General features: G+C 56.8%; 23 protein-coding genes. 11 read left to right on the top strand and 12 right to left on the bottom strand.

Annotated features, from left to right (window positions below; genetic code table 11):
• Nucleotides 1-25 precede the first annotated feature (25 nt).
• Nucleotides 26-979 (top strand): MBL fold metallo-hydrolase, encoded by a 954-nt coding sequence (locus QXG22_02525; GenBank protein MEM0358872.1) that lies wholly within the window; start codon nt 26-28, stop codon nt 977-979.
• Nucleotides 980-990: 11 nt separating this feature from the next.
• Here QXG22_02525 and QXG22_02520 read toward each other — a convergent pair whose 3' ends face one another.
• The 3 genes from QXG22_02520 to QXG22_02510 form a co-directional block, all read right to left on the bottom strand.
• The gene (locus QXG22_02520; GenBank protein MEM0358871.1) at nt 991-2,826 is read right to left on the bottom strand and encodes a beta-galactosidase; all 1,836 of its coding nucleotides are present in this window, start codon (nt 2,824-2,826) and stop codon (nt 991-993) included.
• Between the two features lie 68 nt (nt 2,827-2,894).
• Nucleotides 2,895-3,458: an adenylate kinase family protein gene (locus QXG22_02515; protein ID MEM0358870.1), complete on the bottom strand. Its 564-nt coding sequence runs from the start codon at nt 3,456-3,458 to the stop codon at nt 2,895-2,897.
• A complete protein-coding gene (locus QXG22_02510; protein ID MEM0358869.1) occupies nt 3,455-4,492 on the bottom strand; it encodes an adenylosuccinate synthetase in 1,038 nt (345 codons plus the stop codon). Before QXG22_02510 ends, QXG22_02515 begins: the two co-directional genes overlap by 4 nt.
• A 120-nt stretch (nt 4,493-4,612) precedes the next feature.
• Here QXG22_02510 and speD point away from each other — a divergent pair, with 120 nt between their 5' ends.
• On the top strand, nt 4,613-4,951 hold the full coding sequence (gene speD / locus QXG22_02505) for an adenosylmethionine decarboxylase (protein MEM0358868.1): 339 nt from the start codon (nt 4,613-4,615) through the stop codon (nt 4,949-4,951).
• A gap of 2 nt (nt 4,952-4,953) precedes the next feature.
• Complete coding sequence (locus QXG22_02500; protein ID MEM0358867.1) at nt 4,954-5,931, top strand: bis-aminopropyl spermidine synthase family protein; 978 nt, start codon at nt 4,954-4,956, stop codon at nt 5,929-5,931.
• On the opposite strand, the gene QXG22_02495 is transcribed toward QXG22_02500, so the two are convergent.
• Both QXG22_02495 and QXG22_02490 read right to left on the bottom strand, forming a co-directional pair.
• Entirely contained in the window at nt 5,918-6,910 is a 993-nt protein-coding gene (locus tag QXG22_02495; protein MEM0358866.1) for a sugar phosphate nucleotidyltransferase, read from the bottom strand. The genes QXG22_02500 and QXG22_02495 overlap by 14 nt on opposite strands.
• A gap of 95 nt (nt 6,911-7,005) precedes the next feature.
• Complete coding sequence (locus QXG22_02490; GenBank protein MEM0358865.1) at nt 7,006-7,605, bottom strand: mechanosensitive ion channel; 600 nt, start codon at nt 7,603-7,605, stop codon at nt 7,006-7,008.
• Between the two features lie 459 nt (nt 7,606-8,064).
• Between QXG22_02490 and QXG22_02485 the strand changes: the two genes are divergently transcribed.
• On the top strand, nt 8,065-9,174 hold the full coding sequence (locus QXG22_02485) for an NAD(P)/FAD-dependent oxidoreductase (GenBank protein ID MEM0358864.1): 1,110 nt from the start codon (nt 8,065-8,067) through the stop codon (nt 9,172-9,174).
• 33 nt (nt 9,175-9,207) lie between these two features.
• On the opposite strand, the gene glmS is transcribed toward QXG22_02485, so the two are convergent.
• From glmS to QXG22_02470, 3 genes are read right to left on the bottom strand one after another with little or no spacing between them, the layout of a single operon-like run.
• Complete coding sequence (glmS, locus tag QXG22_02480; protein MEM0358863.1) at nt 9,208-11,016, bottom strand: glutamine--fructose-6-phosphate transaminase (isomerizing); 1,809 nt, start codon at nt 11,014-11,016, stop codon at nt 9,208-9,210.
• Nucleotides 11,001-12,893: a Glu-tRNA(Gln) amidotransferase subunit GatE gene (gene gatE / locus QXG22_02475; protein ID MEM0358862.1), complete on the bottom strand. Its 1,893-nt coding sequence runs from the start codon at nt 12,891-12,893 to the stop codon at nt 11,001-11,003. The genes glmS and gatE overlap by 16 nt, the downstream gene beginning before the upstream one ends.
• Nucleotides 12,823-13,500 carry a DNA-3-methyladenine glycosylase gene (locus QXG22_02470; protein MEM0358861.1) on the bottom strand — a complete coding sequence of 226 codons (678 nt, stop codon included), beginning with the start codon at nt 13,498-13,500 and terminating at the stop codon, nt 12,823-12,825. The genes gatE and QXG22_02470 overlap by 71 nt, the downstream gene beginning before the upstream one ends.
• Nucleotides 13,501-13,551: 51 nt before the next feature.
• Here QXG22_02470 and QXG22_02465 point away from each other — a divergent pair, with 51 nt between their 5' ends.
• Nucleotides 13,552-15,798 (top strand): MMPL family transporter, encoded by a 2,247-nt coding sequence (locus QXG22_02465; GenBank protein ID MEM0358860.1) that lies wholly within the window; start codon nt 13,552-13,554, stop codon nt 15,796-15,798.
• Nucleotides 15,799-15,825: 27 nt separating this feature from the next.
• Nucleotides 15,826-16,902, top strand: a complete 1,077-nt coding sequence (gene purC / locus QXG22_02460) for a phosphoribosylaminoimidazolesuccinocarboxamide synthase (protein MEM0358859.1) — start codon at nt 15,826-15,828, stop codon at nt 16,900-16,902.
• Here the strand turns inward: purC and gatD are convergent.
• The gene (gatD, locus tag QXG22_02455) at nt 16,883-18,193 is read right to left on the bottom strand and encodes a Glu-tRNA(Gln) amidotransferase subunit GatD (GenBank protein MEM0358858.1); all 1,311 of its coding nucleotides are present in this window, start codon (nt 18,191-18,193) and stop codon (nt 16,883-16,885) included. The two genes, purC and gatD, sit on opposite strands and share 20 nt — an antisense overlap.
• Nucleotides 18,194-18,243: 50 nt before the next feature.
• Here gatD and QXG22_02450 point away from each other — a divergent pair, with 50 nt between their 5' ends.
• The gene (locus QXG22_02450) at nt 18,244-18,927 is read left to right on the top strand and encodes a 7-cyano-7-deazaguanine synthase (GenBank protein ID MEM0358857.1); all 684 of its coding nucleotides are present in this window, start codon (nt 18,244-18,246) and stop codon (nt 18,925-18,927) included.
• On the opposite strand, the gene QXG22_02445 is transcribed toward QXG22_02450, so the two are convergent.
• From QXG22_02445 to QXG22_02435, 3 genes are read right to left on the bottom strand one after another with little or no spacing between them, the layout of a single operon-like run.
• The gene (locus QXG22_02445) at nt 18,917-19,489 is read right to left on the bottom strand and encodes a uracil-DNA glycosylase (protein MEM0358856.1); all 573 of its coding nucleotides are present in this window, start codon (nt 19,487-19,489) and stop codon (nt 18,917-18,919) included. The two genes, QXG22_02450 and QXG22_02445, sit on opposite strands and share 11 nt — an antisense overlap.
• Nucleotides 19,455-19,997 (bottom strand): ribonuclease H-like domain-containing protein, encoded by a 543-nt coding sequence (locus QXG22_02440; protein MEM0358855.1) that lies wholly within the window; start codon nt 19,995-19,997, stop codon nt 19,455-19,457. The genes QXG22_02445 and QXG22_02440 overlap by 35 nt, the downstream gene beginning before the upstream one ends.
• Nucleotides 19,998-20,408: a secondary thiamine-phosphate synthase enzyme YjbQ gene (locus QXG22_02435; GenBank protein MEM0358854.1), complete on the bottom strand. Its 411-nt coding sequence runs from the start codon at nt 20,406-20,408 to the stop codon at nt 19,998-20,000. It lies immediately after the preceding gene.
• Between the two features lie 72 nt (nt 20,409-20,480).
• Between QXG22_02435 and QXG22_02430 the strand changes: the two genes are divergently transcribed.
• From QXG22_02430 to mobB, 4 genes are all read left to right on the top strand, one after another.
• Entirely contained in the window at nt 20,481-21,059 is a 579-nt protein-coding gene (locus QXG22_02430; protein ID MEM0358853.1) for a PH domain-containing protein, read from the top strand.
• A 238-nt stretch (nt 21,060-21,297) separates the two neighbouring features.
• A complete protein-coding gene (locus QXG22_02425; protein MEM0358852.1) occupies nt 21,298-21,975 on the top strand; it encodes a glycosyltransferase family 2 protein in 678 nt (225 codons plus the stop codon).
• The gene (locus tag QXG22_02420; GenBank protein ID MEM0358851.1) at nt 21,960-23,183 is read left to right on the top strand and encodes a molybdopterin molybdotransferase MoeA; all 1,224 of its coding nucleotides are present in this window, start codon (nt 21,960-21,962) and stop codon (nt 23,181-23,183) included. Before QXG22_02425 ends, QXG22_02420 begins: the two co-directional genes overlap by 16 nt.
• Nucleotides 23,183-23,905, top strand: a complete 723-nt coding sequence (gene mobB, locus QXG22_02415; protein ID MEM0358850.1) for a molybdopterin-guanine dinucleotide biosynthesis protein B — start codon at nt 23,183-23,185, stop codon at nt 23,903-23,905. The genes QXG22_02420 and mobB overlap by 1 nt, the downstream gene beginning before the upstream one ends.
• Nucleotide 23,906: the final 1 nt, after the last annotated feature.

Below are 23,906 nucleotides of genomic sequence, written 5' to 3'. Positions count from 1 at the left end.
AATACCATCCCTGCGATGGAGGAGGGTGGAAGAAGTCCTGCCTGGTCTCTACAGAGTGGAGGTGCCCCTCCCACGCAACCCCCTGAGGGCCGTGAATTCCTATGTGGTGAGGGGAGGGGAGAGAAACCTTATCGTGGATACGGGCATGAATAGGGAAGAATGCGCTTCCGTTCTGCTGAGTGAAATAAGGAAGCTGGGGATAGACCTGCGCAAAACAGACTTCTTCATCACCCACCTCCATGCCGATCATCTGGGTCTGGTTTCCTCCCTCTTTTCCGAAGGCTCCAGGGTATACTTTAATCGTCTCGAGGCTGGACTCCTCACCTCTTGGGAGGGAATAGGTGAAGTGATCCTTCTGAGTGGGATTCCAGAGACGGAGCTCTACCGCATGCTGGAAACCCATCCAGGCCGCCTGTACGGTCCCACCACCCTCCCACCTTTCACCTTCTTGGAGGAGGGTAGCGAAATAGAGGTGGGGGATTTCCTCTTTCGCTGTTTGGCAACTCCGGGGCATACGAGGGGGCATCTCTGTCTTTACGAACCCCAGCGCAAGCTCCTCCTCTCGGGAGACCACGTGCTTCAGGACATCACTCCCAACCTCACACCTCTCTCCGGGCAGGAGAATCCGCTGGAGGATTACCTCAGGAGTCTGGAGAGAACGGCTTCCCTTGAGGTCGATCTGGTCCTTCCCGGACATCGAGAGCCCTTCGAGGATCTCCGTGGTAGGGTGGAAGAGCTCAGACTCCACCATTACCTGAGGGCGGAGGAGGTCCTCTCCCTGCTCGAGAGGGGAAGGAAGACGGCGTACGAGCTGGCTTCGGGCATGACCTGGGACCTCCCGGGTTCTTGGGAGAACTTCCCACCCATTCAGAAATGGTTTGCAACAGGAGAGGCCTTGGCCCACCTGAGGTACCTGGAGGGGAAGGGAAAGGTTAGGAGGGTGGAGGAAGGAGAAAGAATCGAGTGGGAGCTCCTTTGAGTTTTCAGTTTTCACTCGAAAGAGGCAACGGAATAACAGTGGAGACGGGGGAGGGTGAAAGTGACCCTTCCCCCCTCCAGTATGAAATCCAGTGTGAGCTCCCCCTCGTCCGGACTGAGGATCTTCAGCGTTTTTCCCTCCAGGGTAAGACCCTCGGGAAGGGTTAAGGTCACCCGTATGTTCGTTAGGTCTGAGAAGTCGAGTGCCTGCCTGTTGTATCTATAGTTTATCAGGTGGACCAAGAGAGAGTCCTTTCCCCGGTAGGCCACCAAAGACAGGTCTTGGGAGGCGTTCGTTTCCAGTCCGAAATCGATTTTCAACCCCTTCAGGGTTGGTATGAGTTGGGAGTCGTCGGCCAGATCGTCGCACTTCAAAACGAGGCCTCCCCCAGCCGAGTACTGCTGCAGGAGGTTGAGGGTATCTTGGTCGAGGTCGTAGTACCTCGGTACCACCACTACGCTGTACTTTTCTAGTCCCTCCAGTGTCAAGGGCTTCTTTACGAACTTTCCGTCTCCCCTGTACACCACTTCGAAGGGAAGATGAGCTTCCTGCAACATCAGTCCCAAGTTCTCGAAGCTCTCCCAGGCTAGATAGGTCCTCCAGGTGTACCGGTTGATCAGGGTGGAATGCAGGTCGTAGAGTAATGCTATCTTGGCTATCCTTTCCAAGTTCTCGTAATACTGGGGATGCTCGGCGAAGAATCTGATGTAGGGGGAAATCCGGTCGGCGGGGAGGGTATAGGATCGCTCCCCTCCGTAGACGTAGGCTTGGTATGGTATCATGAAGGAGGCCCCTAAGGCCCTCGCCTCCGCCAGCCATTGTCTCCATAACCACCACTCATCCTCCGAGAGGTGGAGCAGTTCGAAGACATCGGGAAAGGCGGAGAAGGGCTTCTCCGGGTCGAGGGCCTCGGCGAGGAGGTAGGTGGTGAAATGTTTGCCTGGTCTGGGTCTGAGATGGGGCATGTTGGGATGGACCTCAAGGGTTAAGGGCATCTCGAAAATCACGAAATCGAGGAGGGGAACGAAGATCTGGTGGTTCGGTTCCAGCCCGTACACGTTTGCCGTTACAGGAAGCTCCCATCCCGCTGCTTGCCTGGCGTGCTGGATGAGTTCTCCGATGAACTTTACCCTTTCGGAGTACCTGAACTGGAGGTACGCGAGCTGCAACTGCGGGTTGGGGTCGTCCCACCACTGGGAACCCCCGTGTGCCAGAAGATATTCCCTGTAGTTGAAAGAGGAAAGATCCGCTATTCCGAAGAGATGCTGCAGCTCGCCTGGGGAGTAATGGTCGGCCAGATAATGGTTGAAGGCTTGCATGCAGTGGTCGCAAAAACAGTCCCCCAGATCCCCCGGTTCGTCGAGGAGTATTCCGTCCACACCCCCCCGTGCCTGCTCGGCTATTCTGTTCATGAGGAACTCGCGCCAGAGCGGGTGATTGCCACACATGTTGTAGAGGCCTTCCAGCCCCAGCAGGAAGATGGGATTGTTGTGGATGTCCCTCTTGGCCGCTTCTTCCCTGAGTTGCATGTTTTCGGTGGTAGTTCCCTGTCCCAGCGGGAGGTTGGCGGTGACCTTGAAGCCATGTCGATGCAGGGTTTTCACGTAATCCCAATCGTACTCGTTGAAGCCGTGGTAGTAAACTGAAAAGGCCGTCCCCGTGGCACCTAGCTCCCTCAGGTAGGCTAAGGGTGGCTGGTCGAATACCCAGAGGTTTCCCTTTCCAATCCAGTCCCTAGTAAAAAGGTAGGGGGATTCCTCGGAGGGTTTTTGGCCCAGGTGGAAGAACAGAACGGTGGAGAGAAGGACCACGATCGATATCGCCACTGCGGAAAGGATTTTTTTCATTTGTTCGCCACTCTCGGTTTTAGGGCTTTTAAACCTATGCCTACTAGGATCCGCCGAAGGTGGGGGAGTTAGGTTTTACGTCTTCCGGCGCGCTCCTTGAGGTTTAAGTATTCCTCGAGCCACCTCACCTTCCCAGGGGGCAACCTGGTACCTTTCTCCAGGGCCTGCAGGAAAAGGGAAACGGTGTTTCTCCTCTTGCTCGTGTCTATCTCATAAACCTTCTCTCCATGTCTCTGTACCGCCTCCCAAAGGATGAGGTCCAAAGCCTCCGCCTCCACGTTGTCTTTTACTTTCCCCTCAGGGTAACCCCTTTCCCTCAGCCTCTTTTCCAAGAGTTTGGGATGGGTTCTCAACACCACCACATGGGAGAGGTATCTCGTCGGAAGGAAGTGGGAGAGATGTCCTTCGATCACCACGGGGCCTTCCGTCTCTTTCAGGATCCTACCCACGGCCCTGATCATTTCCCTTAGTTTGACAACCTTTTCCTCCCCTTCCTCCGTGTAGGCCCTTTCCCTTTCCACCAGTTCGTTGAGCCTGATCAGCCTGCCCCCTATTTTCTTGCTCAATTCCAAGGCAAAGCTCGTTTTTCCCGTCCCGGGAGTTCCCGTGACGGCTATCACGAGTCTCTTCAAAGTCTGCCCCTGCTCAGGTCTATCGTGTTTTCCATTTCCTCTCCCGTCGAGAGGAGGGTGACGGGGGTTCCCGTGGCTTCTTCCACCTTTCTCACGAATTCCTTGGCCCTCTCGCTCAGCTCCTCCACCCTTCTGGCCCCAGCACATTCCTTGAAGACTTTGTCCAGACAGGTGATGGCTATCTGCGTGGCCCCGTTGATGAGGGCTGCCCTCCTCGCCATTTCGAAGTCAAAATGTCCCACCCTCCTCCTCCTTCCCGTGACGGTACCGTATTCCACCCACCCCAGCCTTTCAGCCTCTTCCGCCGGTATCTCGGTGGGGAAGGTTCCCTCACCCACCCTTGTGGCATAGGCTTTGAAGACCAGGAGCACCTCCGAGACTTTGGTTGGTCCTATTCCCACATCGGCCAGCATCGTTCCCGCACAGGTGTCCTTGCTGGTGACGTAAGGATAGGTGCCGTGGATGAGGGAAAGTCCGAAACCCTGACTCCCTTCCACGAGTACCTTTTTTCCCTGGTTCAGGGCCTCGTTTAGTTCCAGGGGAACGTCGGTTAGGAAAGGCTTCAGCTCTTCCACTTCCCTGGCCAGTTTGGCCACCCTGTTCACCCTGTCGACGTTCGCCGGTCCACATCCGCTTCCCGTGGTCCCAATTTTCTTGCTCAGATGTTCGGAGCTCCTGTCCCTTTCTATGTGTTTGGGTTCTATGATGGCACATCCCCCGTCGACTCCCAGTCTTCCCTTCACTCCCGTTTCTTCCATTTCCTTGAGGAGGACTTCCGGATTCACCAGGACTCCCGGACCTATCAGGAGCCTGGCTCCTTCGTAAACGAAACCGCAGGGAACTTGTCGGAGGCCAAACCTTTTCCCAGCAAAATAAACCGTGTGTCCTGCGTTCGGGCCCACCCCCGCTCTGACCACTATGTGGGGTTTGTACTTGAGGGAGAGATAGGCGACGATCTTTCCCTTCCCCTCGTCTCCCCATTGGCCACCGCAGACCAAGATGCAGGGCAAACGCTCACCTTTTCCTCTTCCCATTTGTTTCTTTTTACAGCTTACTCATCGACTTTTTTTTCGCAAACCATCGAAAAAAAATAAAAATTAAATAAGTTGCAAAAAGAAATTGATAAAAAAACAGGGGGGAGAAGGTGGGGTTCGATGATAGTAGGGAGGCATATAGTGGCAGAACTCTATGGAGTAGAGGAGAGGCTCATCGCCAAGAGGGACGAGATAGAGAAATTGCTGGAGGAAGTGGTGAAAAAAGCGAAGCTCACGAGAGTGGGGAGTATCTTCAAACAGTTCAGGCCGAAGGGCGTTACGGCTGTGGTCCTCATCTCGGAAAGTCATATTTCTTTGCATACTTGGCCGGAATATGGCCTTGTGAATTTGGATATCTTCACATGCGGTGATCCCTCGAAAGCGGAGAAAGTTTTTGAGCTCATCCTGAAGAGGCTCAAGCCCAAATCCTACCGAAGGGTGGTTTTGGACAGGGGTTAAAGATGGAAAGAATAGAGAGGCAAATCCTGCAGGGATTGTTGGGAAAAGGGGAGGCTGGAGTATACGAGCTCCTTTCCGTTCAGGATGGTTCCCTCAAGGAGTTTCTGAAGGCTCTGGAAAGCCTGGAGAAAAAGGGGAAGGTGGAGGTGAGAGGGGATAGGGTCAGGATGTTGGAGGAGGGAAGGTTTCTGCCGGGGGTGAAGTGTGGAAAATGCCGGGGCACGGGGTATTCTCTCACCTTCGGGAAGCTCCTGAAGGAATTCAGGAAAAGGACGAAGAAACGTCCTCCTCCCCTGGAGGGATACACCCAAGCCTACATGTTGGAGGAAGAGGTGGTGAGGAGGGTGGAGTTCATCTACGAGAGGGGAGACCTTCAAGGAAGGATTTTGGTCATAGGGGATGATGATCTCTTCAGCATAGCCGCCTCCCTTACCCTCCTCCCCGAAGAAGTGGTGGTGGCGGAGATAGATGGAAGATTGGTGGAGTTCCTCAATTCCATGGCCAGAAGGGAGGGATGGAGGCTCAGGGCCCTGGTCTACGATGTTCGGGATCCCTTGCCGGAGGAATTGGTGGGGAAGTTCGATGTTTCGGTAACGGAACCGGTGGAGAGTCTGCCGGGTTTGGAGCTTTTCCTTTCTCGGGCGGTTTCGGCGCTGAAGGGTGTGGGGGGAGCCCTCTACTTTGGACTCACCACCTTGGAAGCCTCCAGGAGGAAGTGGCTGGAAGTGGAGAGGAGACTGTTGAAGATGGGATTGGTGATCACGGATATTCGCAGGAACTTCAGCCTCTATCCTCCCACCTTTGCGGGAGAGGAAAAGACCCTCTTCTTCCGGAAATTCGGGAGGGCCACGGTTCCTTGGTACGCCTCCAGCCTGATCAGGGCAGAGGTTTTGGAGGGTCCCAGACCCTTGGTAAGGGGAAGGAAAAGACTGGGGAAGGAGCTCTATTCCGATGGGGAGACGCTTGCTACTCCCATTTGAGGGATAGGAAGATCGAGTAGGGATGGGAGGGATTGAGTAGACTCACTTCTTCCCCTGGAGGGATTTCCACCACCTCCCTCCCCCTCACCCTCATCCTCTTCATCCCCATCTTCATCTCCACCCCTCCCTCTATGAAGAAGAGGAGTCTCTCCCCCTTGGAAACGTAATACATTCCTCCCTTCCTGAGGAAGGAAAGGAGCATCACCATTCCTCCGCTTTCCCTCCTGAACTGGATGAGGTCCTCATCCCTCCTCACCAGTTTTGAATCTTTGAACATCAGGAGATAGTTTTGGTAGGAGGCATCGAACCATTCCCCTCCGAGCAAGTATCCCCTCACCGTGATTCCCCTCTCCATCAGGTGCTGGATGAAGAATCCGGGAGCATCCCTTTTCTTCTCGGCAGAATATTCCAGCAGGATGGGGAAAATCTTGGGGGGAAAGAGGTAGAGGCCGGTGCTCACGTAGGGGCTGAGGGGAGGATCCACCTTTTCCTTGAAGTCCTCCAGACAGAAGCTTTGGGTGGGAGGGGGGTAGGATTCACTTCCACAAAACTTCACCGTGGCCATCTCCTGCAGGCGCATTCCCGGATCCCCTCCAGCGTAGTAAACCCCCACCGTGGGGTCGCCCTGGTAAGAAGAAACGAAACCCCTCAGGTCGGAGGAGAAATAGTTGTCGGCACACACCACCAACAAATCCTCCCTGATCTCTTCCTTTCTTATGGCGTTGGCTATGGCCGTCACGGCCCCCAGCTTCTCCTCTTCCCTCGTGGCTTCCTCCACCAAGACATGGGGATAGGAACGGAAGAATTCCGCGAAACGCCTGTTGGTGGTGATCACGGTTTCTATTCCCAGTCTTTCGAGCTTGGAGAGGAGATGTCCCACAAGGGTGTTTCCTTCCACCATCAGCATGGCTTTGGGAAAGACCTCCCCTATGGCGCCGAGACGGGTGGCGAAACCACCGGCTAGGATGAGACCCTTCATCATATATTATGTTTTTTGGCCGGATTTTAGCATTTGGTATCACAACGGAGGGGCAACTCTCGCTTTGGCGAGACCATGCGGGGACTGGGGATGATTTATCTCCTCTTCCTCAGCTTATCCTCTATCTCCGAAATCGTGCGGTTAAGCGTTTCCACGATTTCTCCCTTCTTGGAGGGCTCCTTCACCATCAGGGTGAGGAAGAGGTTCACGTACTTGGTGTTTCTCCTCCTCACCGTGAGGATGGGGGGGAAGCGCTCGTCTAGGTACTGCCTGAGCCTGTTGCAAGCCCTGAGAACCTCGCTTTCGAACTCGGGGAGGCTTAGAGAGGAGCTTATGGTGATGGGTATCAGTATCTCCTTCCAGACATGGGGGGTCAGGTTGACCATCTTCTCCTTCAGGAAGGAGGAATTTGGGATGGAGATCAGGTGCTCGTCCTTCGTGAGGAGAACGGTGGCCACTGGGTTTATCTCAATGACCTTTCCTGAGTACTCCCCCACCCTGATGATGTCTCCCACCTTGAAGGGAACGTAGATGTCGGTGAAGTACTTGGCCCCCACGTTCTCTAGAACCTCCCTCATGGCGAGGAGCATCCCCAATCCCAGCAGGCCCACCAGCAGGAGAAGCAGGTTCGTGTTGAGTCCCAGCATCCCAATGGCGAGGATCAGCCCTATTCCCCAAACGGTGACGGAGGCCAGTTTCTGTAGGCTAGTTCTCAGGGAAGGGACTCACTCCTTCATGACATCCTTAGAAGGGTCGCAAAGCAGTCCCACCTGCTAGCTTGAGAGTTAGCGAGCAAGCCCTGGCGGTGAGGCACAGCCTTGTTGTCCCAGGGGTATCCTTTCTGCCGGGAAACCGTTTGTTCGTACGCCGGTATTGCAGTGTCATATCTCCGCTGGAGATGACGCGTTGGTTTCAGACACGGTGCTTTCATTTCCGCGATTATTTTATCACGTTCTTGCGAGCGCTTTTTGGCAATTTGAGCGAGTTACTCTTTGGCACACCAGCATTCCATTTGGGCCTCCAACCTTTCTTCAAGTTCAGCGCCACTCACTTTAGCCACTTGGGCGTACTTTGAACTAACGGGCCAAAGGCTAGATACGTGCTCTATATCTTTTTAGACAAACTGCGATGTTCGGTGAGGCGGAGGTGGGGGGATGAGGGTGGAGACGGTGGTGATAGGAGGGGGGGTAGTGGGCCTGGCAGTGGCCGCAGAACTATCCGAGAGGAGCCAGGGGGTATATCTGCTGGAGAGAAGGGAAAGGTTCGGGCAGGAAACGAGCACCCACAACAGCGGGGTGATCCATTCGGGCATCCACTATCCCCCAGGTTCCCTGAAGGCCAAGCTGTGCGTGAGGGGCAATTCCCTCCTTTACCAGATCTGCGAGAGATACAGGCTTCCGCACAGGAGGACGGGAAAACTTACCGTGGCGGTGGAGGAGGAAGAAATGGGAGAACTGGAGAGGCTCATGCGGTGGGGGGAAGAGAATGGAGTGGAGGGTCTGAGGCTCCTGGAAGAGAAGGAGATCAGGGAGATGGAACCCAGGATAAGGGCTGTGGAAGCCCTTTATTCCCCCTCCACGGGCATAGTGGATCCCGACTCACTTCTAGAATATTTCCGGGCGAGGGCCTCTCAGAAAGGTGCCATCTTGGTCACCAGGACGGAGGTCACGGGTATTCGGAAGGTGGTGGATGGGTATGAGCTGAGGGGGATCAGCGGGGGGGAGGAATTTGAAATAAAAGCCAGCAGCGTGGTCAACTGTGCCGGCCTCAGCTCGGACAGAGTGGCTTCTCTGGTGGGTTTGAGGGTGGACGAGCTCGGCTACAGGATCCACTACTGTAAGGGCGATTATTTCAGGTTCAACAGACCACCCGTGAGAATGCCCGTGTACCCCGTTCCCCGAGGTGAGGGGTTGGGGATCCATCTCACTCCCGACCTGGGGGGAACCGTGAGGGCTGGACCCAACGCTTACTATGTTTCACAGCCGGAATACGGTGTGACTTCGGAGGAGCTTGAATTCAGGAAAGAGATAGGGAGGTTCCTGCCCTCCATTCAGGAGTACCAGCTCATACCCGAGTTTTCGGGAGTGAGACCCAAACTGCATGGTCCTGGGGAGGGGTTCAGGGACTTCGTCATAAGGCACGAAGCCGATAGGGGGTTTTTCGGTTTCATAAACTTGGTAGGCATAGAGTCACCCGGTCTTACGGCAGCCCCAGCCATAGCGGAATTGGTTGGGGAGATTTACGAAGAGGAGATCAAGGGCTAGCCTGAGGGGCCTGGAAGCCCGAGAAAGGGTCCCTCACTCCACCGTCACGGACTTGGCCAGGGAACGGGGCCTGTCTGGGTCCAGACCCCTTCCCACGGAGAGGTGGTAGGCTAGGAGCTGGAGGGGGAGGATGAAGGTGAGGGGGCTGAGGAACTCTCCCGTCTTGGATACGGGGAGCAGGAGATCCGCATGCTCCTCCACTTCCCCATCACCCTCCTCCGCCACCGCTATTATCCTAGCCCCCCTCGCCCTCATTTCCTCCAGGTTGTTCATGAGTTTCCCCTTGGTCTCACCCGGCACGGCCACCCCTATCACAGGAGTTCCCTTCTCGAGTAGGGCAAGCGTTCCGTGCTTCAGCTCCCCCCCTGCCAGCGCCTCTGCGTGCTGGTAGGAAATCTCCTTGACCTTGAGGGCGCCCTCCATGGCGATGGGATATCCCAGTCCCCTCCCCACTAGGTAGAGATGCTCTTCCCTCAGCATTTCCCTCGCCAGCGCCTTCGTTTTCCTCATGGAGGGACGGAGGGTGCTTTCCATGAGCTTGGGGGAGCCCAAGAGATCGGAGAGGAGTTCCTTCTTTTCGCCCCTTCCGAGTCTCCCGCTCTCCTCCCCCAGCTCCAGCGAGAGGAGGAGTAGATAGGCTACTTGAGAGGTGAAGGTTTTGGTGGCCACCACGCTCACCTCTGGTCCCGCCCTGATGTAGCAGGAGAGCTGGCTCTCCCTAGTCACCGAACTTCCCACCACGTTGGTGAGGCAGGCTACCTTTCCTCCAAAGGCCCTCACCGTCCTCACCGCCCTGAGCACGTCTGCGGTCTCCCCGGATTGGCTGATGGCGAGTATGGCCGTCCTTCCATCCCCTCCGCAACTTTCGGAGAATTCGGAAGCTACCACGGCTTCCACGGGCAGACCAGCCAGCTTGGCGAGTAGATATTTCCCCACCACCGCGGCATGGTAGGAGGTTCCGCACCCCACGAAATAGAGGCGCTCTGCCCTCAGCAGGAAACGGGAGAGCTTCCCCACCTCTTCCCCTGCCCCCCGCAGGGTCTCCCCCACCGCCCAAGGTTGTTCAAAGATTTCCTTCAGGGTGAAGTGTGGGTATCCTCCCTTTTCAGCCATCTCCGCCGTCCATTTCACCGTCATGGGCTTCCTCTCGATGGTCTTTCGGGAAGGGAGGTGTCTTAGGGAAAAGGAGTAGGAGGTGAGGACGACCATCTCTTCCTCTTGGAGGGGTACCACCTTCCTGGTGAAGGGGAGGAGGGCGGGAATGTCCGAGGCCAGAAAGCTCTCCCCCTCCCCCTTCCCCACCAGGAGGGGGGAATTGCGGCGCACCCCTATGAGCTTCTCCGGTTCCCCCACGTAGAGCACGGCCATGGCCAGGCTTCCCTTCAACTCCCCCACCGCCCTCTCCACACTCCTCTCCAGTCCCTCACCCTTCCTGAGGAAGTGGGAGATGAGATGGGGGATTACCTCCGTATCCGTTTCCGAAACGAACCTGTGTCCCTTCCTCTCCAGCACCTTCCTCAGCTCCAAGTAGTTCTCTATGATGCCGTTGTGTACCACCGCCACCTCCCCCGAGTCGTCGAGGTGGGGATGGGCGTTCCTCCTCGTGGGACTTCCGTGTGTGGCCCATCTCACGTGCCCTATCCCCACCCTTCCGGGCAGAGAGGAGAGGCCCAACCTCCTTTCTATCTCCTCCAGCTTTCCCGCATCCTTCTTCACCCAAAGCTTTCCTTCCAGAGTGGCTATTCCCGCTGAGTCATACCCCCTGTATTCCAGCCTTCTCAGCCCCTCCAGGAGAAGGGGGGCGGCCTTCCTCGTACCCACGTACCCTATGATTCCACACACTCTCCCAGCCTCCTCTTCACTTCCCTCGTGAGTAATTCGTTCACCACCTTTCCGTCCACCTTCCCCCTGAAGTATTTCATGAGGATGCCCATGAGGGGACGCACGGCCCCCTCCCCCCTTTCCCTCACGAGCTCCAGATGGGAGGAAACGACTTCCTCCACCTTGGCTCTAAGCTCCTCCTCCCCCACCCTTTCCAAACCGAGTTCCCTTATGGCTTCCCCCACCTCCTTTCCCTCCGCCGCCAGCTTCAGGAGTTCCGGGAGGGCTTCCTTGGCGATTTCCCCTGAGGCCACCTTCCTAAAGGCTTCCAGCAGGAATTCCTCCCCAATCCTTTCCACCCTCCTTCCTTCCCTCCTCAGGCTCACCATGGTTTCGAGGAGGGTAAAGGCCACTAGCTTGGGGGATGCGCCGGATTCCCTCACCAGCCTCTCAAAGGTCTCCACCATCCCGGAATAGAGCAGGCGATCCGCGGTTTCTCCCGAGAGTCCATATCCCCTTAACCTTTCCTTGGTTTTTTCGGGAGGTTCGGGGAGCCTCAGGGAAGCCAGCTTCTCGGGGGTGATGGGGATGGGGGGTATGTCGGTTTCGGGATACATCCTTTCTGCCCCCGGAAGGGGTCTCATGAATTCCGTGTTTCCGTCGGGCAGGGCCCTTCGGGTCTCGGCCGGCACACCCTCCTTCGCTTCTTCCGCCCTTTTGGCCACAGCTTCAAGGGCCTTCCTGCACCTCTCTTCCGGTCCCATCACCATTACCACGGCATCCCCTTCTCCCGCCCCCACCTCCTTTCTGAGGCTCTCCACCTCTTCCTCCGAGATCCCGTATCCCGGTAACTCGTCCGTGTGGAGGATTCCTCCCACACCTCCCTCCACCCTTGCCCTATCGGAGAGTTCCGTGCCCAACCTCCTACCCGGTTGTATTTCCCTTCCGAGGAGACCGGAGAAACCCGGCAACTTGAGGGCCATCACCTTCCCCCCCTTCTCGAGGGCCCTCCTCACCAGCTGGGAGCCCGTTTTCTCGAAGAGGCGGGTGACATCCAAAAACTTCCTCTCCACTCCTCCCGCACCCCTCCTCCTCAATTCCTCCCTTATCTCCAGAAGGGACAGCTGCCTCTGGACTTCCCTCTCTATCACGATGGGTATGAGCTCCAGTTCTTGGATACCCTTGATCTCTTGCCTGGCCCCTCCGGAGATGGAGATGTTCAGGTCCTGTCTTATGGTGCCCAATCCCCTCTTCACCTTTCCCGTGGCCCTCATCAACATTCCCAGTCGGAGGGCTACCTCCGCCGGAGTCTTTGGGTCTGAGAATTCCGGTGCCGTGGCCACTTCCAGAAGGGGAATTCCCAACCTGTCCAACCTGTACTCCACATATCCCTCCCCTTCTCCCACCTTTCTGGCAGCATCCTCTTCCAAGCAGATGGTGGGGAGACGGAAGACTCCCTTCTCCGTCCTGATCTTTCCGTCCGTGGCTATGAGGGCCGTCCGCTGGAAGCCAGAGGTGTTGCTTCCGTCCACGACGATTTTCCTCATCACGTAGATCTCATCCACGGGTTTTGCTTCCAGCATGAGGGAGAGCGTGAGGGCCACCTCCAGGGCTTCCTCGTTGAGGGGATGGGGAGGTTCCTCGTCCAGCTCCACCAAGCATGTGGTATCGGGATAGACTTGATATCTGAATTCCCTCTCCTTGGAGACCTCGAGGAGGGCGGCCCTATCCACCTCCCCGAGCTCGCTCTGGGAGACATGCAACCTCCTCCTCACCTCGAGGGGGGCCTTCTCCTCGCGTAGGACGGAGGGACATCGACAGAAGAGTTTATTCGTGTCGAGCTCTTGATGGATTTCCAGACCCACCTTCAAGCCCAGCTTGGAGTAGTCCCTTTCCATCCACCTCTTTTGTTCGTGGAGCTTTAGAAAGCAACGCTTTGGAAACGAAGGGATTTCCTGAGAGGTAGAAGCGGAGCTTTTGAGGAAGGTCCTCCTTCACCCCTATTCGGTGGGAACTCGCTATCTTCCCAACCCTCCTTCCGGGAAGGATGAGGAGGTCTCCTTCGGGATCCGTGAGATCCTTTCCGTGGTGGAGACCGGTGATACCCATGGCCTTCGTGAGCTTCCCCGGACCGGAAGTCAGTTCCCTTTCCTCCTCCACCCCCCTCCTCCTCTTCATGAGTTCTGTCCCTTCCAGGGGCTCTAGGGCCCTCACCAGTACCGCACCCGCTTCCCCCTTTCTTCCCGCGACGACGTTGAAGAGCCAGTTCCCGTGTACCATGTAGACGAAGGAAATTCCCCTCGGTCCCCACATCACCTCGTTCTTCTTGGTCTTTCCCTTCGAGGCCCTGGAGGCGGGATCCCCTTCCCCGTAGTAGGCTTCCGTTTCGACGATCCTTCCCGAGGTGAGACCCTCCTTCGAGCGGTGTACCAGTATCTTCCCAAGCAGTTCCCTCGCCACCTTTGAGGGATCCCTTTCGTAGAAGGATCTGGGAAGGGGTGCCATTCAAGAAGGATTTCAAGAAATCCTTTAAAGGAGAGGAAGGTATCTTTGCAGATGCTTGATAGGGTCGCCCTTTCCTGTGCTAGGAGGAAGAAAACCATCCTGTTCGTCGTCCTCCTCTTTTCCTGTTTCATGGCCTATGGTGCCGGTCAGGTAAGGCAGACCTCCGACTACAAGAAGTTCCTCTCCTCCGAACAGCCCTCGGTTAAAGTGACCCTGCTCGTTGCCAGCGAGTTCCAGGGAATGATCTTTGAAACGGTCCTGATAGAGGGGGAGAACCTACTCAGGGCCGAGGCTCTCAGAAGGATCCTCTACTTGGAGAATTTCCTCCTCTCCTCTCCCGAACTGGAGAACGTGGTGTTGAGATGTCCTTCCTATGCCGATCTCCTCCTCCAGCATCTCCCCCAAGTGAGGGAGATGCTTGGGAATCCCTCCAACGATCCCCTCGTCGAACAGATGGTAATGGCTGCCTACCTTACCCTCATGTCCAATCCCCAGACCTCCGCACAGCTCTCCGGCTACCTGACGCCCGATTTGAGGGCGGGGAAGATGATGGTATATCTGAATTCTTCCCTGCCCAAGGAGAGGCTCATGGAAGCGGTGGAGGCAATGGGAAGGGAGATCAAGGGGGTAGAGGGTCTGAGCCTCCACCTCACCGGATCCTATTCCATGGAGAGGGACATAAGGGAGGTTATGAACAGGGACAACAGGGTGCTCATGCCCGCCACCTTTCTCTTCATCCTCTTCCTCCTCTTTCTGACCTTCAGGAGGTTCTCCGATGTGGGCAGGTGCCTGTTGGTGGTAGGACTGGCGGCCCTCTGGACGATGGGAATAATGGGTCTAACGGGTTCTGATTTCACTTCCATCCACGTGGCCCTCGTACCCATCTCCATGGTGGCGGGAATAGATTACTCCCTCTACTTCCTCTCCAGGTACTACGAGGAGAGGAGGAAGGGAGAGGGGGTAGAGGGGGCCCTGCGGACCTCGGCCAGCAGGGTGGGTGGGGCCGTTGCCATGTGCTTCCTGACCACCATGATAGGTTTCCTTTCCTTCTCCATCTCGGATCTCCCACCGGTCAGAACCCTGGGACAATTCGCTGCCCTGGCGGTGGGTTTCGCCTTCCTCCTGACGCTGACCCTTCTCCCAGCACTCGTTCACAGGGAAGAAGTGGGTAGGGCCAAAAGGGAGGGGGGAGTGAGTAGGGGTTTGGCTTCCCTCGGGAGGGGAATTTCCCGCCACCGCAAGGTCATCCTATTGGGTTTGGCGGTAACCGTGGTCCTCTCCGCTCTCGTTGCTCCAAGGGTGGGGTCCACCATGTCCTTTAACCTCCTCCTGCCTTCGGGGGTGGAATCCCTTCAGACCCAGCACAGGATGGAGGAGCTCTTCGGGGGCCAGAACCAGCTCTTCGTCCTGGTGCAGGGGGACTTCCTGCAACCCCAAGCCCTTCAACAGTTGCTGGTGCTGGAAAGGGAAGTGGTGGGAGATCCGAGGGTCAGGGGTCTCATAGGGGGTAGTTACAGCGTGGCCGATGCCGTCTACGGTTACACGCTGGGTAACCTTCCCCAGACCAAGGAAGGGGTGTTGGAGGTATTGGAGAACCTGCGCAGGACCAACAGCGTTTTCCTACCCCTTTCGGGGGAGAAGACCCTCGTGATCTTTTATGTGCTTGGCAGAACCGATAGGGACTTCAAAAAGGCCACGGAGGTGGTGAGGGAACACGTGAGGAACTTTTCCAGCCCCTTCTTTACCCTGAGGTTGGATGGGGAGCCGGCGGTGGGTGGGGCACCCGCCGTCATCTCGGATCTTTTCTCGAGGGTCATTCCCAATATGGTGAAGACGACGGTCCTGGCCCTCCTCGCCTGCTTCTTCGTCCTGATCCTCCTCTTCCGTTCTCCCGTGGTGGGTACCCTCACCATCCTTCCCGTGGGGATGGTGGTGATGTGGGAACTGGCGACCTTCTACCTGCTCGGCTGGTCCCTAGACGTTTTCACGCTCGGTAGCTTCTCCCTCATGATCGGGATGGGAATAGACTACAGTGTCCAGCTCTCCTCGAGGTTGAGGGAGGAAAAGGGGAAGGGTGGATCGCCTGAGGAAATCGCCTCCCGCACGGCGGGAAGCATAGGGAGGGCAGTACTGGCTTCCGCGGTGACTATGGGTGGAGGTTTTCTCGTCCTCTCCCTCTCGAAGATGCCTGCCATGGCTAGGTTTGGGGAACTGGTAGCCCTGGTCATCTTCTACGCCTTTCTAGCAGCCCTCCTTTTCCTCCTCTCCGTGTTTTCCTTCGAAAGAAAGAAGGGGTAATTTATTGTGAAAAAGAGAAAAGGGTAGATGGGTAGTGTCAAGGATCTGGAGGTAATCGAGAAGCCCACCCCTACGAAGATGGGAATAGGTAGGTTCCATTTCTCGGATCGCTATTCGGTTTTCGACTGGGGAGAAATGCCCGATCACATCGAAGGAAAGGGTGCGGCCCTGTGCCTGATGGGAGCCCACTGCTTCGAGAAGCTGGAGGAAAGGGGGATCAGAACCCATTACAGGGGGGTGGTGGATGGGAGGGGAAGGGTGGTACGCTTCGAGGAACTCCAGGAACCCTCCAGGATAATGGAGATCCATTTGGTCAACGTTTACAGACCAAAGGCCTACTTGGAGGGGGGAAAACTCAGATACGATTATACCGTTTACCGTCCCTCCCTGAGAAACTACTTGCTTCCCCTCGAGATAATATACAGGAACGGCCTCCCCGAGGGTTCCTCTGTTTTCAAGAGACTGCAACAGGGACTCGTGACCCTTCAGGATTTGGGCTTGGATCACATGCCCAAACCGGGTGAGAGGTTGGCCAGACCCATCTTCGAGGTGAGCACCAAGTTGGAGGAGGGTGACAGGTATATCAGTTGGAGGGAAGCCAGGGAAATAGCTGGATTGACGGATAGGGAGGTGGAGGAGGTTAAGTCTTTGCTCCTCAGGGTGGATGAGGTCATAACGGAAATAGCCCAACGGGCCGGAATGGTGAACGAGGATGGCAAGATAGAACTGGCTTTCGATCCCGAGAGGAGGTTGATGGTGGTGGATGTGGTGGGTACCCTGGATGAATGCAGGTTTACCTATGAAGGCATCCACGTGAGCAAGGAGGTGGCCCGCTTCTACTACAGAAAAACGGAATGGTATTTGGACACGGAGAGGGCCAAAAGGGAGGCTGCGGAGAAGGGGGTAGAGAATTGGAAAAGCCTCTGCAGGCTGGAACCCCCCAGGCTCGATCCACAGCTGAGGAAGATCGTGAGTCAGATGTACATGGCGGCCGCCAACGCCCTAACGGGAAGGAGGATGTTCGAGGTACCCAATCTCCGTGAGGTGGTGAGGGCCTACAGGGAGTATGCCGAAGATAGGGACCTCAGGGAGGGGAAGGGGTAGGGGGACTCCTGGGGGAAAGCTCGCCCGCCAGGTTCTGGAGCATGAGCCTCCTCACCTGCTGGGGTTCCCTCGTGTGGCCCAGTACCCACATGAGTTTCACATAGGCGACCTCAGGGAGCATGTCCTCCGCGGGGATTACCCCCATCTTCAGCAGGTCCCTTCCGGTGGAGTAAACGTGGAGGTTGACCCTTCCCCAGAGGCATTGGGAAGTCATCACCACCGGTATCCCTTCCTCCTCCGCCCTCTTCAGGGCGGGGAAGAGGGTCTCGGGAGCATGCCCCAGTCCCGTTCCCTCCAGCACTATCCCCCTGTATCCGAGTTCTAGGGCGGAAAGGAGGAGATCGGCGCCCATTCCCGGCGTGACCTTTAGGAGGAGCACCCTCGGTTCTAGCTTGCCGTCCACTTCCACCCTCCCTTCTCCCCTTTTCCTGTATTCCCTCAGCATCTTCACTTCCCCGTTCTTCACCATTCCCAAGGGCCCCTCGTTGATGCTCACGAAGGCATCCCTCCGGCTCGTATGACATTTCCTCACCCTCGTGCCCCTGTGGATCAGGCAGTAATCGTCGTTCATGGAGCCATGCATGACCACGCAAACCTCCCCAAGGTCGGAGCGGGAGGCAACCGTTACCGCACTCAAGAGGTTGAGATGGGCGTCGGTGCTCGGACGATCGGAGGAACGCTGGGCGCCCACGAGGACCACGGGTCCGGTGAGGTTTTTCAGCATGAAGCTGAGGGCGGAAGAAGTGTAGGCCATGGTATCGGTACCATGCGCCACCACCACCCCTTTAGCCCCGGCGTTCAGACCTTCCGCCACCTTCTCCGCTATCCTCACCCAGAGTTCAGGGGTCATGTGTTCACTGAAAACGCTACAGGCCTCCACCGTTTCCAGCCTAGCCAGTTCAGCCAGCTCGGGGACCAAGGAATAGAGCTCTTCCGGTGAGAAGGCAGGGTGGACTCCCCCCGTTCTGTAATCCACCCTCGAAGCTATGGTGCCCCCCGTTCCCACCAGCCTCACGAGGGGTTTGGAGGGATCGGGGGGAGAGGGTGGGGGGAGTCCCTTCCAACCCTCCCCTTCTCCCAACTTGGTGATCCTAGTCTCCTTTCCTATCCTCACTCCTATGTTGTAACCGTTTGGGAGCTTCAGCACCAAGCAAGTGGGATCGCCCAGTTCGGTCCTGGGCATCAGGATTCCCTCGTATACTCTTTCCCCGCTCTCCACCCTCACGAGGTCCCCCACCTTGATGGAGAGCTCCGAGAGGAGTTTGGCCAGCTCCCCGGAATATCCAAACATCATCGAACTTGGAGGGGAAGGATATTAAGTCCCATGGAAAAGGAGGGGAGATGAAAGTAGTGGCCTTGGTCAGCGGGGGAATGGACAGTACGGGTTTTGCTTCCCAGTACGGGGCCAAGGGATACGAAGTTTATCCGATGATCTTCAGGTACGGTCAGAAAGGGGAAAAGGAGGTGGAGGTCGCCCTCTCCCTCTGTAGGAAGCTTGGCTTCCACGAACCCATGGTGGTGGAGATGGAGTTCATGAAGGGGATCTGGAGGGGAACCCAGCTCACGGATGAGGGGGTAGAAGTCAAGGGGGAATACCGGCCGGATGTGGTGGTGCCACTGCGCAACGCGGTCTTCCTCACCCTCGCCACGGCTTACGCCCATACGGTGGGGGCGGAGAAGGTCCTCTACGGTGCCACACTCAGCGATACGGAAGTGGATGGCAGGACGGGATGGGTGAAGTACCCGGATACCACCCCCCTTTTCTCCTCTTTACTCTCGGGGGCCCTAGCCGTGGGACACTTCAACAGGCTAGTTGAGATCACCTCGCCGGCCCAGGAGGGAATGGACAAGGTGGAGTGTTTGAGGCGCAGCTTCAGGGTGATGGGAGATCTCATCTATGAGACCTGGAGCTGTTATCTGAGCGGAAGGCTGCACTGTGGAAGGTGTGAATCCTGTCTCAACAGGAAGGAGGCCTTCAGGAGGGCAGGGATAGAGGATAGGACGGAGTACGAGGTCAGGATCTGAGGAGCCTTCCAAGCTTCCTGAAGTCCTCCTCGAGGGAGGAGCGGTTTTTGCCGCTGTAAAGTCCTGCGGCTGGATGATAGGTGAGGAAGAGGGAAAAATCCAGGTCAGCGAACCTGCACTTCACCTTCCTCCCATGTTCTTTCGCCATCTCCACGGGCCTCCCCAAAAGGACCGAAGCCGCTACCCTCCCCAGTGCCACTACCAGTTTTGGCTTCAGGATCTTCAGCTGTTCCTCTAGGTAGGGTTTGCAGGCCTCCGTCTCCTCCGGGAGGGGGGTCCTGTTGTTTGGAGGGCGGCATTTGATCACGTTGGTGATGTATACTTCCTCCCTCTTCACCCCAGCCGAGAGAAGAAGGGAAGTGAGGAATTTTCCGGCGGCACCAACGAAGGGAAGGCCCTCCCTATCCTCCTGGGAACCGGGGGCTTCCCCCACCACTACCAGTCTGGGAAGGGAAGGGCCGGAGCCAAAGACGGTTTGGGTCCTGGTTTTCCAGAGTCCGCACTTCCTGCATTCGGAGACCTCTGCTTCAAGCCTTTTCAGATCCTCCAGTCTCCTTTCCATGCCCCACCCACTGCTCCATCCTCTTGTGTACCTCCCTGAGGAGCTCCAGGTCCTCCGCACAGTGCTGGAGGATCAGTTCCCTGGAGGTAGGGTCTCCCCTCTTGGCCAGCCTGAAGAGGGTGGAGACATCCCTTCCCTCGAATTCCACCTTCCTGCTCAGACCGAAGAACTTGGCAACCGAGTCCAGACGGTAGCTCGAGAGGAGAAGGTGCTGTTTGCACCAGACATAGAGGTCGAGGGAGGGGAGGAGGAGAAGCTTCCTGAGATCCACTCCGAGGAGGAGGGCCCTGGCCGTGAGGAAGGGAAGATCGAAACCGGAACCGTACCAAGTAACCACCCCCTCACATCCCTCCAGTTCCTTAGCCAGCTCCTCCAGCGCCTCCTTCTCCTCCCCCTCATCGGCACAGAACTTTACGGAGAGTTTTTCCCCCTTCAGCATGCCAAGGGCTACTATGGAACCCTCGTCAGCCGTTTTGGATGAAGTTTCTATGTCCAGATAGAGGAGCACTCACTCACCCATCAGGAAGACGGAGAGCCTCCTAGTCCTGGGGCCGTCTTCCTCTATTACTAGGAAGTTCTGCCAGGTGCCCCTCACGACCCTCCCCTCCACCACGGGGAGCACCTTACAGGTACCCAACAGGGCAGATTTCAGGTGGGCATGGGCATTGTCGTCTATCCTATCGTGCTCATAATTCCCTACGGGAGGGATGAGTTCATCCAGCTTCTTCAGGAGATCGTGTTTCAAACCGCTCTCCCCTTCGTTGAGCGTGAGGGAGGCGGTGGCGTGGGGAAGGTTCACCACGAGCAGGCCGTTCTTTATTCCAGACTTCCGAACTTCCTGGAGGATTTGATCGGTGAGGTCCACCACTTCGCTCTTCCTCCTCGTGGAGAAGGTTATTTCGCTGTACCAGACCTTCATCGGAGAAGAATGGGAAACTTCATTATTATCCTTTGGTGTAAAGCTTTTACTCGAGGGGCCTAAAAGAAGAGAATGGCGGATAAGGAATTCGGTCCCCACCCCAACATGAAAAGGCTTTACCATCTCTACCTTTTGTTGGTCCTGTTGCCCTTACTCCTGCTGGGTCTGGGTCTCTCCCTCCTCATCCTGAAGTACGGAACTCTCTATTTCCTGCTCTTCTTCTCCCTTTACTTCGTGCCCCTTTTTCTTGCAACGACCCTCGTGCTCTACTGGATCCCAAGATACTATTCCTCCCTTAGGTACGAGCTGAGGGAGGAGGAGGTGAGGGTGAGAAAGGGTGTGTGGTGGAAGATGGAACACACAGTTCCCTATGCCAGGGTGATGAGCGTGGATACCGTTCAGGGTCCCCTCTCCAGGAGGTTGGGCATAGGCTCCGTGGACATCTACACGGCTGGTTACACGGGCCAGGCAGGAGGTGGGGGAGGTCCGGGCACCAGGAGAGCGGAGGCTTCCCTTATCCATCTCTCCAACTTCAGGGAGATCAAGGAAGAAGTGTTGAGAAGGGTGAGGGGAAGACCTTTGTTTGGGGATTCGGGTAGAATAGTGGAAGAACTGGTGAAAATTAGGGAGTTGCTGGAGCGGGGGAGATGAGAAGAGTCTTAACCCAGTCTAGAGTCCCTTTAGTTTTTGGCGAGGGGACTGGGTAAAGTCACCACCTCTCTTCAAAAAGGATTGAGATTGCTAACCTTTGATGCAAGGCTTTTACTTCCCTGAGGCCAGGAGAGAAGATGAAAGGGCATGGTCCCTCGTTTGGGCTTCGTTTTGTTCTCTTCCCAAGCATGCTGTTTCGCATTCCTTTCCTTGATGGGGAAAGGGGGGTTGCGGGTAAATGAGGAAAGAAGAGGTTTGGATAGTCATACCCGCCTACAACGAGGAAAGATCCGTGGGTAGGGTTTTGGAGGAACTGAAGAAGAGGGGATGGAAGAACCTGTTGGTAGTGGACGATGGTTCGAGCGATGCCACGGGGAAAGTGGCCAGAGAGGCTGGAGCCGTGGTGATCAGACACGAGGTGAACTCGGGATTGGGGGCTGCCCTGCGTACGGGTCTCAGGGAGGCCTTCAGGAGGGGGGCAAAGGCAGCGGTAACCTTCGATGCGGATGGGCAGCATGATCCCGATTCCGTGGAGAAGATCGTGGAGGCCCTGGAAGGGGCGGATTTCGTGGTGGGTAAGAGGAGGAGTGTGGGAATTCCCCTGAACAAGCGCCTCGGCAATTTTTTGCTCGACGTTCTAACCTTTCTGCTGAGCGGGATCTTCACGGATTCACAGTCGGGGAATAGGGGATTTTCCAGGAAGGCACTTGGGGAACTGGAGATCGAGAGCAACAGATATGCCGTCTCTTCCGAGTTCATCCTCCAGGCCTCGAAGAAGGGATGGAGGGTGAGAGAGGTCCCCGTCAAGTGTTTCTACCATGAGTACAGCAAGGCCAAGGGTACGACCATCCTGAGCGGCTTCAGGATTTTCCTCTCCCTGCTCGCCCAGGAGGCAAGGGAATGGTCAAGAAGGTAATAGGATTGGAGGAAGCCAAGAGGAGGCTGGAAAGGGAATGGAAGCCTTCGCCACGGGTGGAGGAGGTGGGGATTTGGGAGGCAACTGGGAGGGTTCTGGCGGAAAGGGTGAGGTGTGGGGTGGACCTTCCACCTTTCGACAGGGCCCTTTACGATGGTTACGCCGTGAGGGCGGAGGACACCTTTGGGGCGGGTGAGGCTTCCCCCGTTTTCTTGAAGAGGCTGGGAAAGGTGGAGGCGGGTGAGTGGCCTTCGGTTGGAGTGAAGAGGGGAGGATGTGTGCGCGTGGCGACGGGGGCACCCCTCCCCCCGGGTGCGGATGCGGTGGTGATGGTGGAATACACCGCGGAGGAGGGGGAAGGGGTAAAGATCTACCGTCCCGTCTCTCCGGGGGAAAACGTGTGGAAGAGGGGGACGGAAAGGAGGAAGGGGGACCTCCTCCTCGACCCAGGCCGTATCCTCACGTGCAGGGAAATTGGGGCCCTGGCGGCAGCCGGGGTGGGAAGGGTAAGGGTTTACGCTAGGCCGAAGGTGGGGGTGCTGGTCACGGGTGATGAACTGGAGGAACCGGGGAGAAAACTGGGGAGGGGGAAGATATTCAACTCCAACGGCCCCATGCTCTGCTCTGCCCTGAGTTCCTGTGGCTGTCTTCCCCTTTGGTTGGGAGTGGCTAGGGATAGACCGGAGGATCTCAGGGAAAAGATAAGGGAAGGGATTTCCTCCTGTGAGGTCCTCTTGGTGACTGGAGGTTCCTCCGAGGGAGAGAGGGATTTGGTTCCTTCGGTGGTAGGGGAGATGGGGAGGCTTCTCTTTCACGGTCTGGCCCTCAAACCGGGAAAGCCCACCTTCTTCGCCCTAGTGGGGAACAAGCCCCTCTTCGGCCTGCCTGGCTATCCCCTCTCCGCCCTCCTGGTCTTCCATCTGTTGGTGGAGCCCTATCTCAGGAGGATGGGCGGTCTTCCCGAACCACCCCTCCTCTCCCTCCGGGCGAGACTCTCGGAAGGAATGGAAAAGGCGAGGGGAAGGGAGGAGTTGGTCCCGGTGAGGCTCAGATGGAAGGACGGGGGATGGTGGGCGGAAGTGGTGAGGAAGGGATCGGGGGCCATCACTTCTCTCCTGGAGGTGGATGGGTATTTCCGTATCCCCAGGGAAAGGGAAAGACTGGAAAAGGGGGAGGAAGTGGAGGTCTTCCTCTTCGGAGGTGGATGATGTTCAGGGTGCTGGGAGTGGGTGGATACAAGGACAGTGGTAAGACGGAAGTGGTGGTGGGACTGGTAAGGGAGCTGGTGGGGAGGGGGTACAGGGTGGGAACGGTGAAGCATCTCTCCAAGCATTCGATGGATAGGGTGGGAACGGATACTTGGAAGCATGGGGAGGCGGGAAGCGAGGTGGTAGTGGCGGTGGGTGAGAGGGAGGTGGCGGTCAGGGAGAGGAAGGGAAAACCTGAGCTGAGGGAGGTCCTGCTTTCCCTGAGGGGGCTGGATTTCGTCATCTTGGAAGGTTTCAAAAGGGAGGAGGTGGTGAAGGTGATGGTGGCCAGGAGGGAGGGGGAGGCGGAGGAACTGGACGACGACTTCACCGCAGCCTTCGTGGGATGTGGGGTGAAGGGAAAGCCCGTTTTCCCCTTTGGGGCTTACCGTCGGTTGGCGGACTTGGTGGTGGAGAGGGCCACCACTCCCACGGGTGGTCTTGACTGTGGGGAGTGCGGTTTTGGGACCTGCAGGGAGTTCTTACGGGCAGCCGCTTCGGGTAGGAAGGGAAGGAGGGAGTGTGCGGCCTTGATGGGAGGGGTGGAGCTTTGGGTGGATGGGAAGAGAGTCCCCCTCAATCCCTTCGTGAGGAGAATCGTCTCCAGAACCATTCTCGGCATGCTTTCCTCCCTCAAGGGGGGAAGGGGGAGGGAGGTGGAACTGAGGATAAGGAGGGGGTGAG

This window comes from Candidatus Hadarchaeales archaeon, from assembly GCA_038736355.1.
Classification (GTDB): domain Archaea; phylum Hadarchaeota; class Hadarchaeia; order Hadarchaeales; family WYZ-LMO6; genus WYZ-LMO6.
This window is presented reverse-complemented; position numbering and strand designations above follow the sequence as displayed.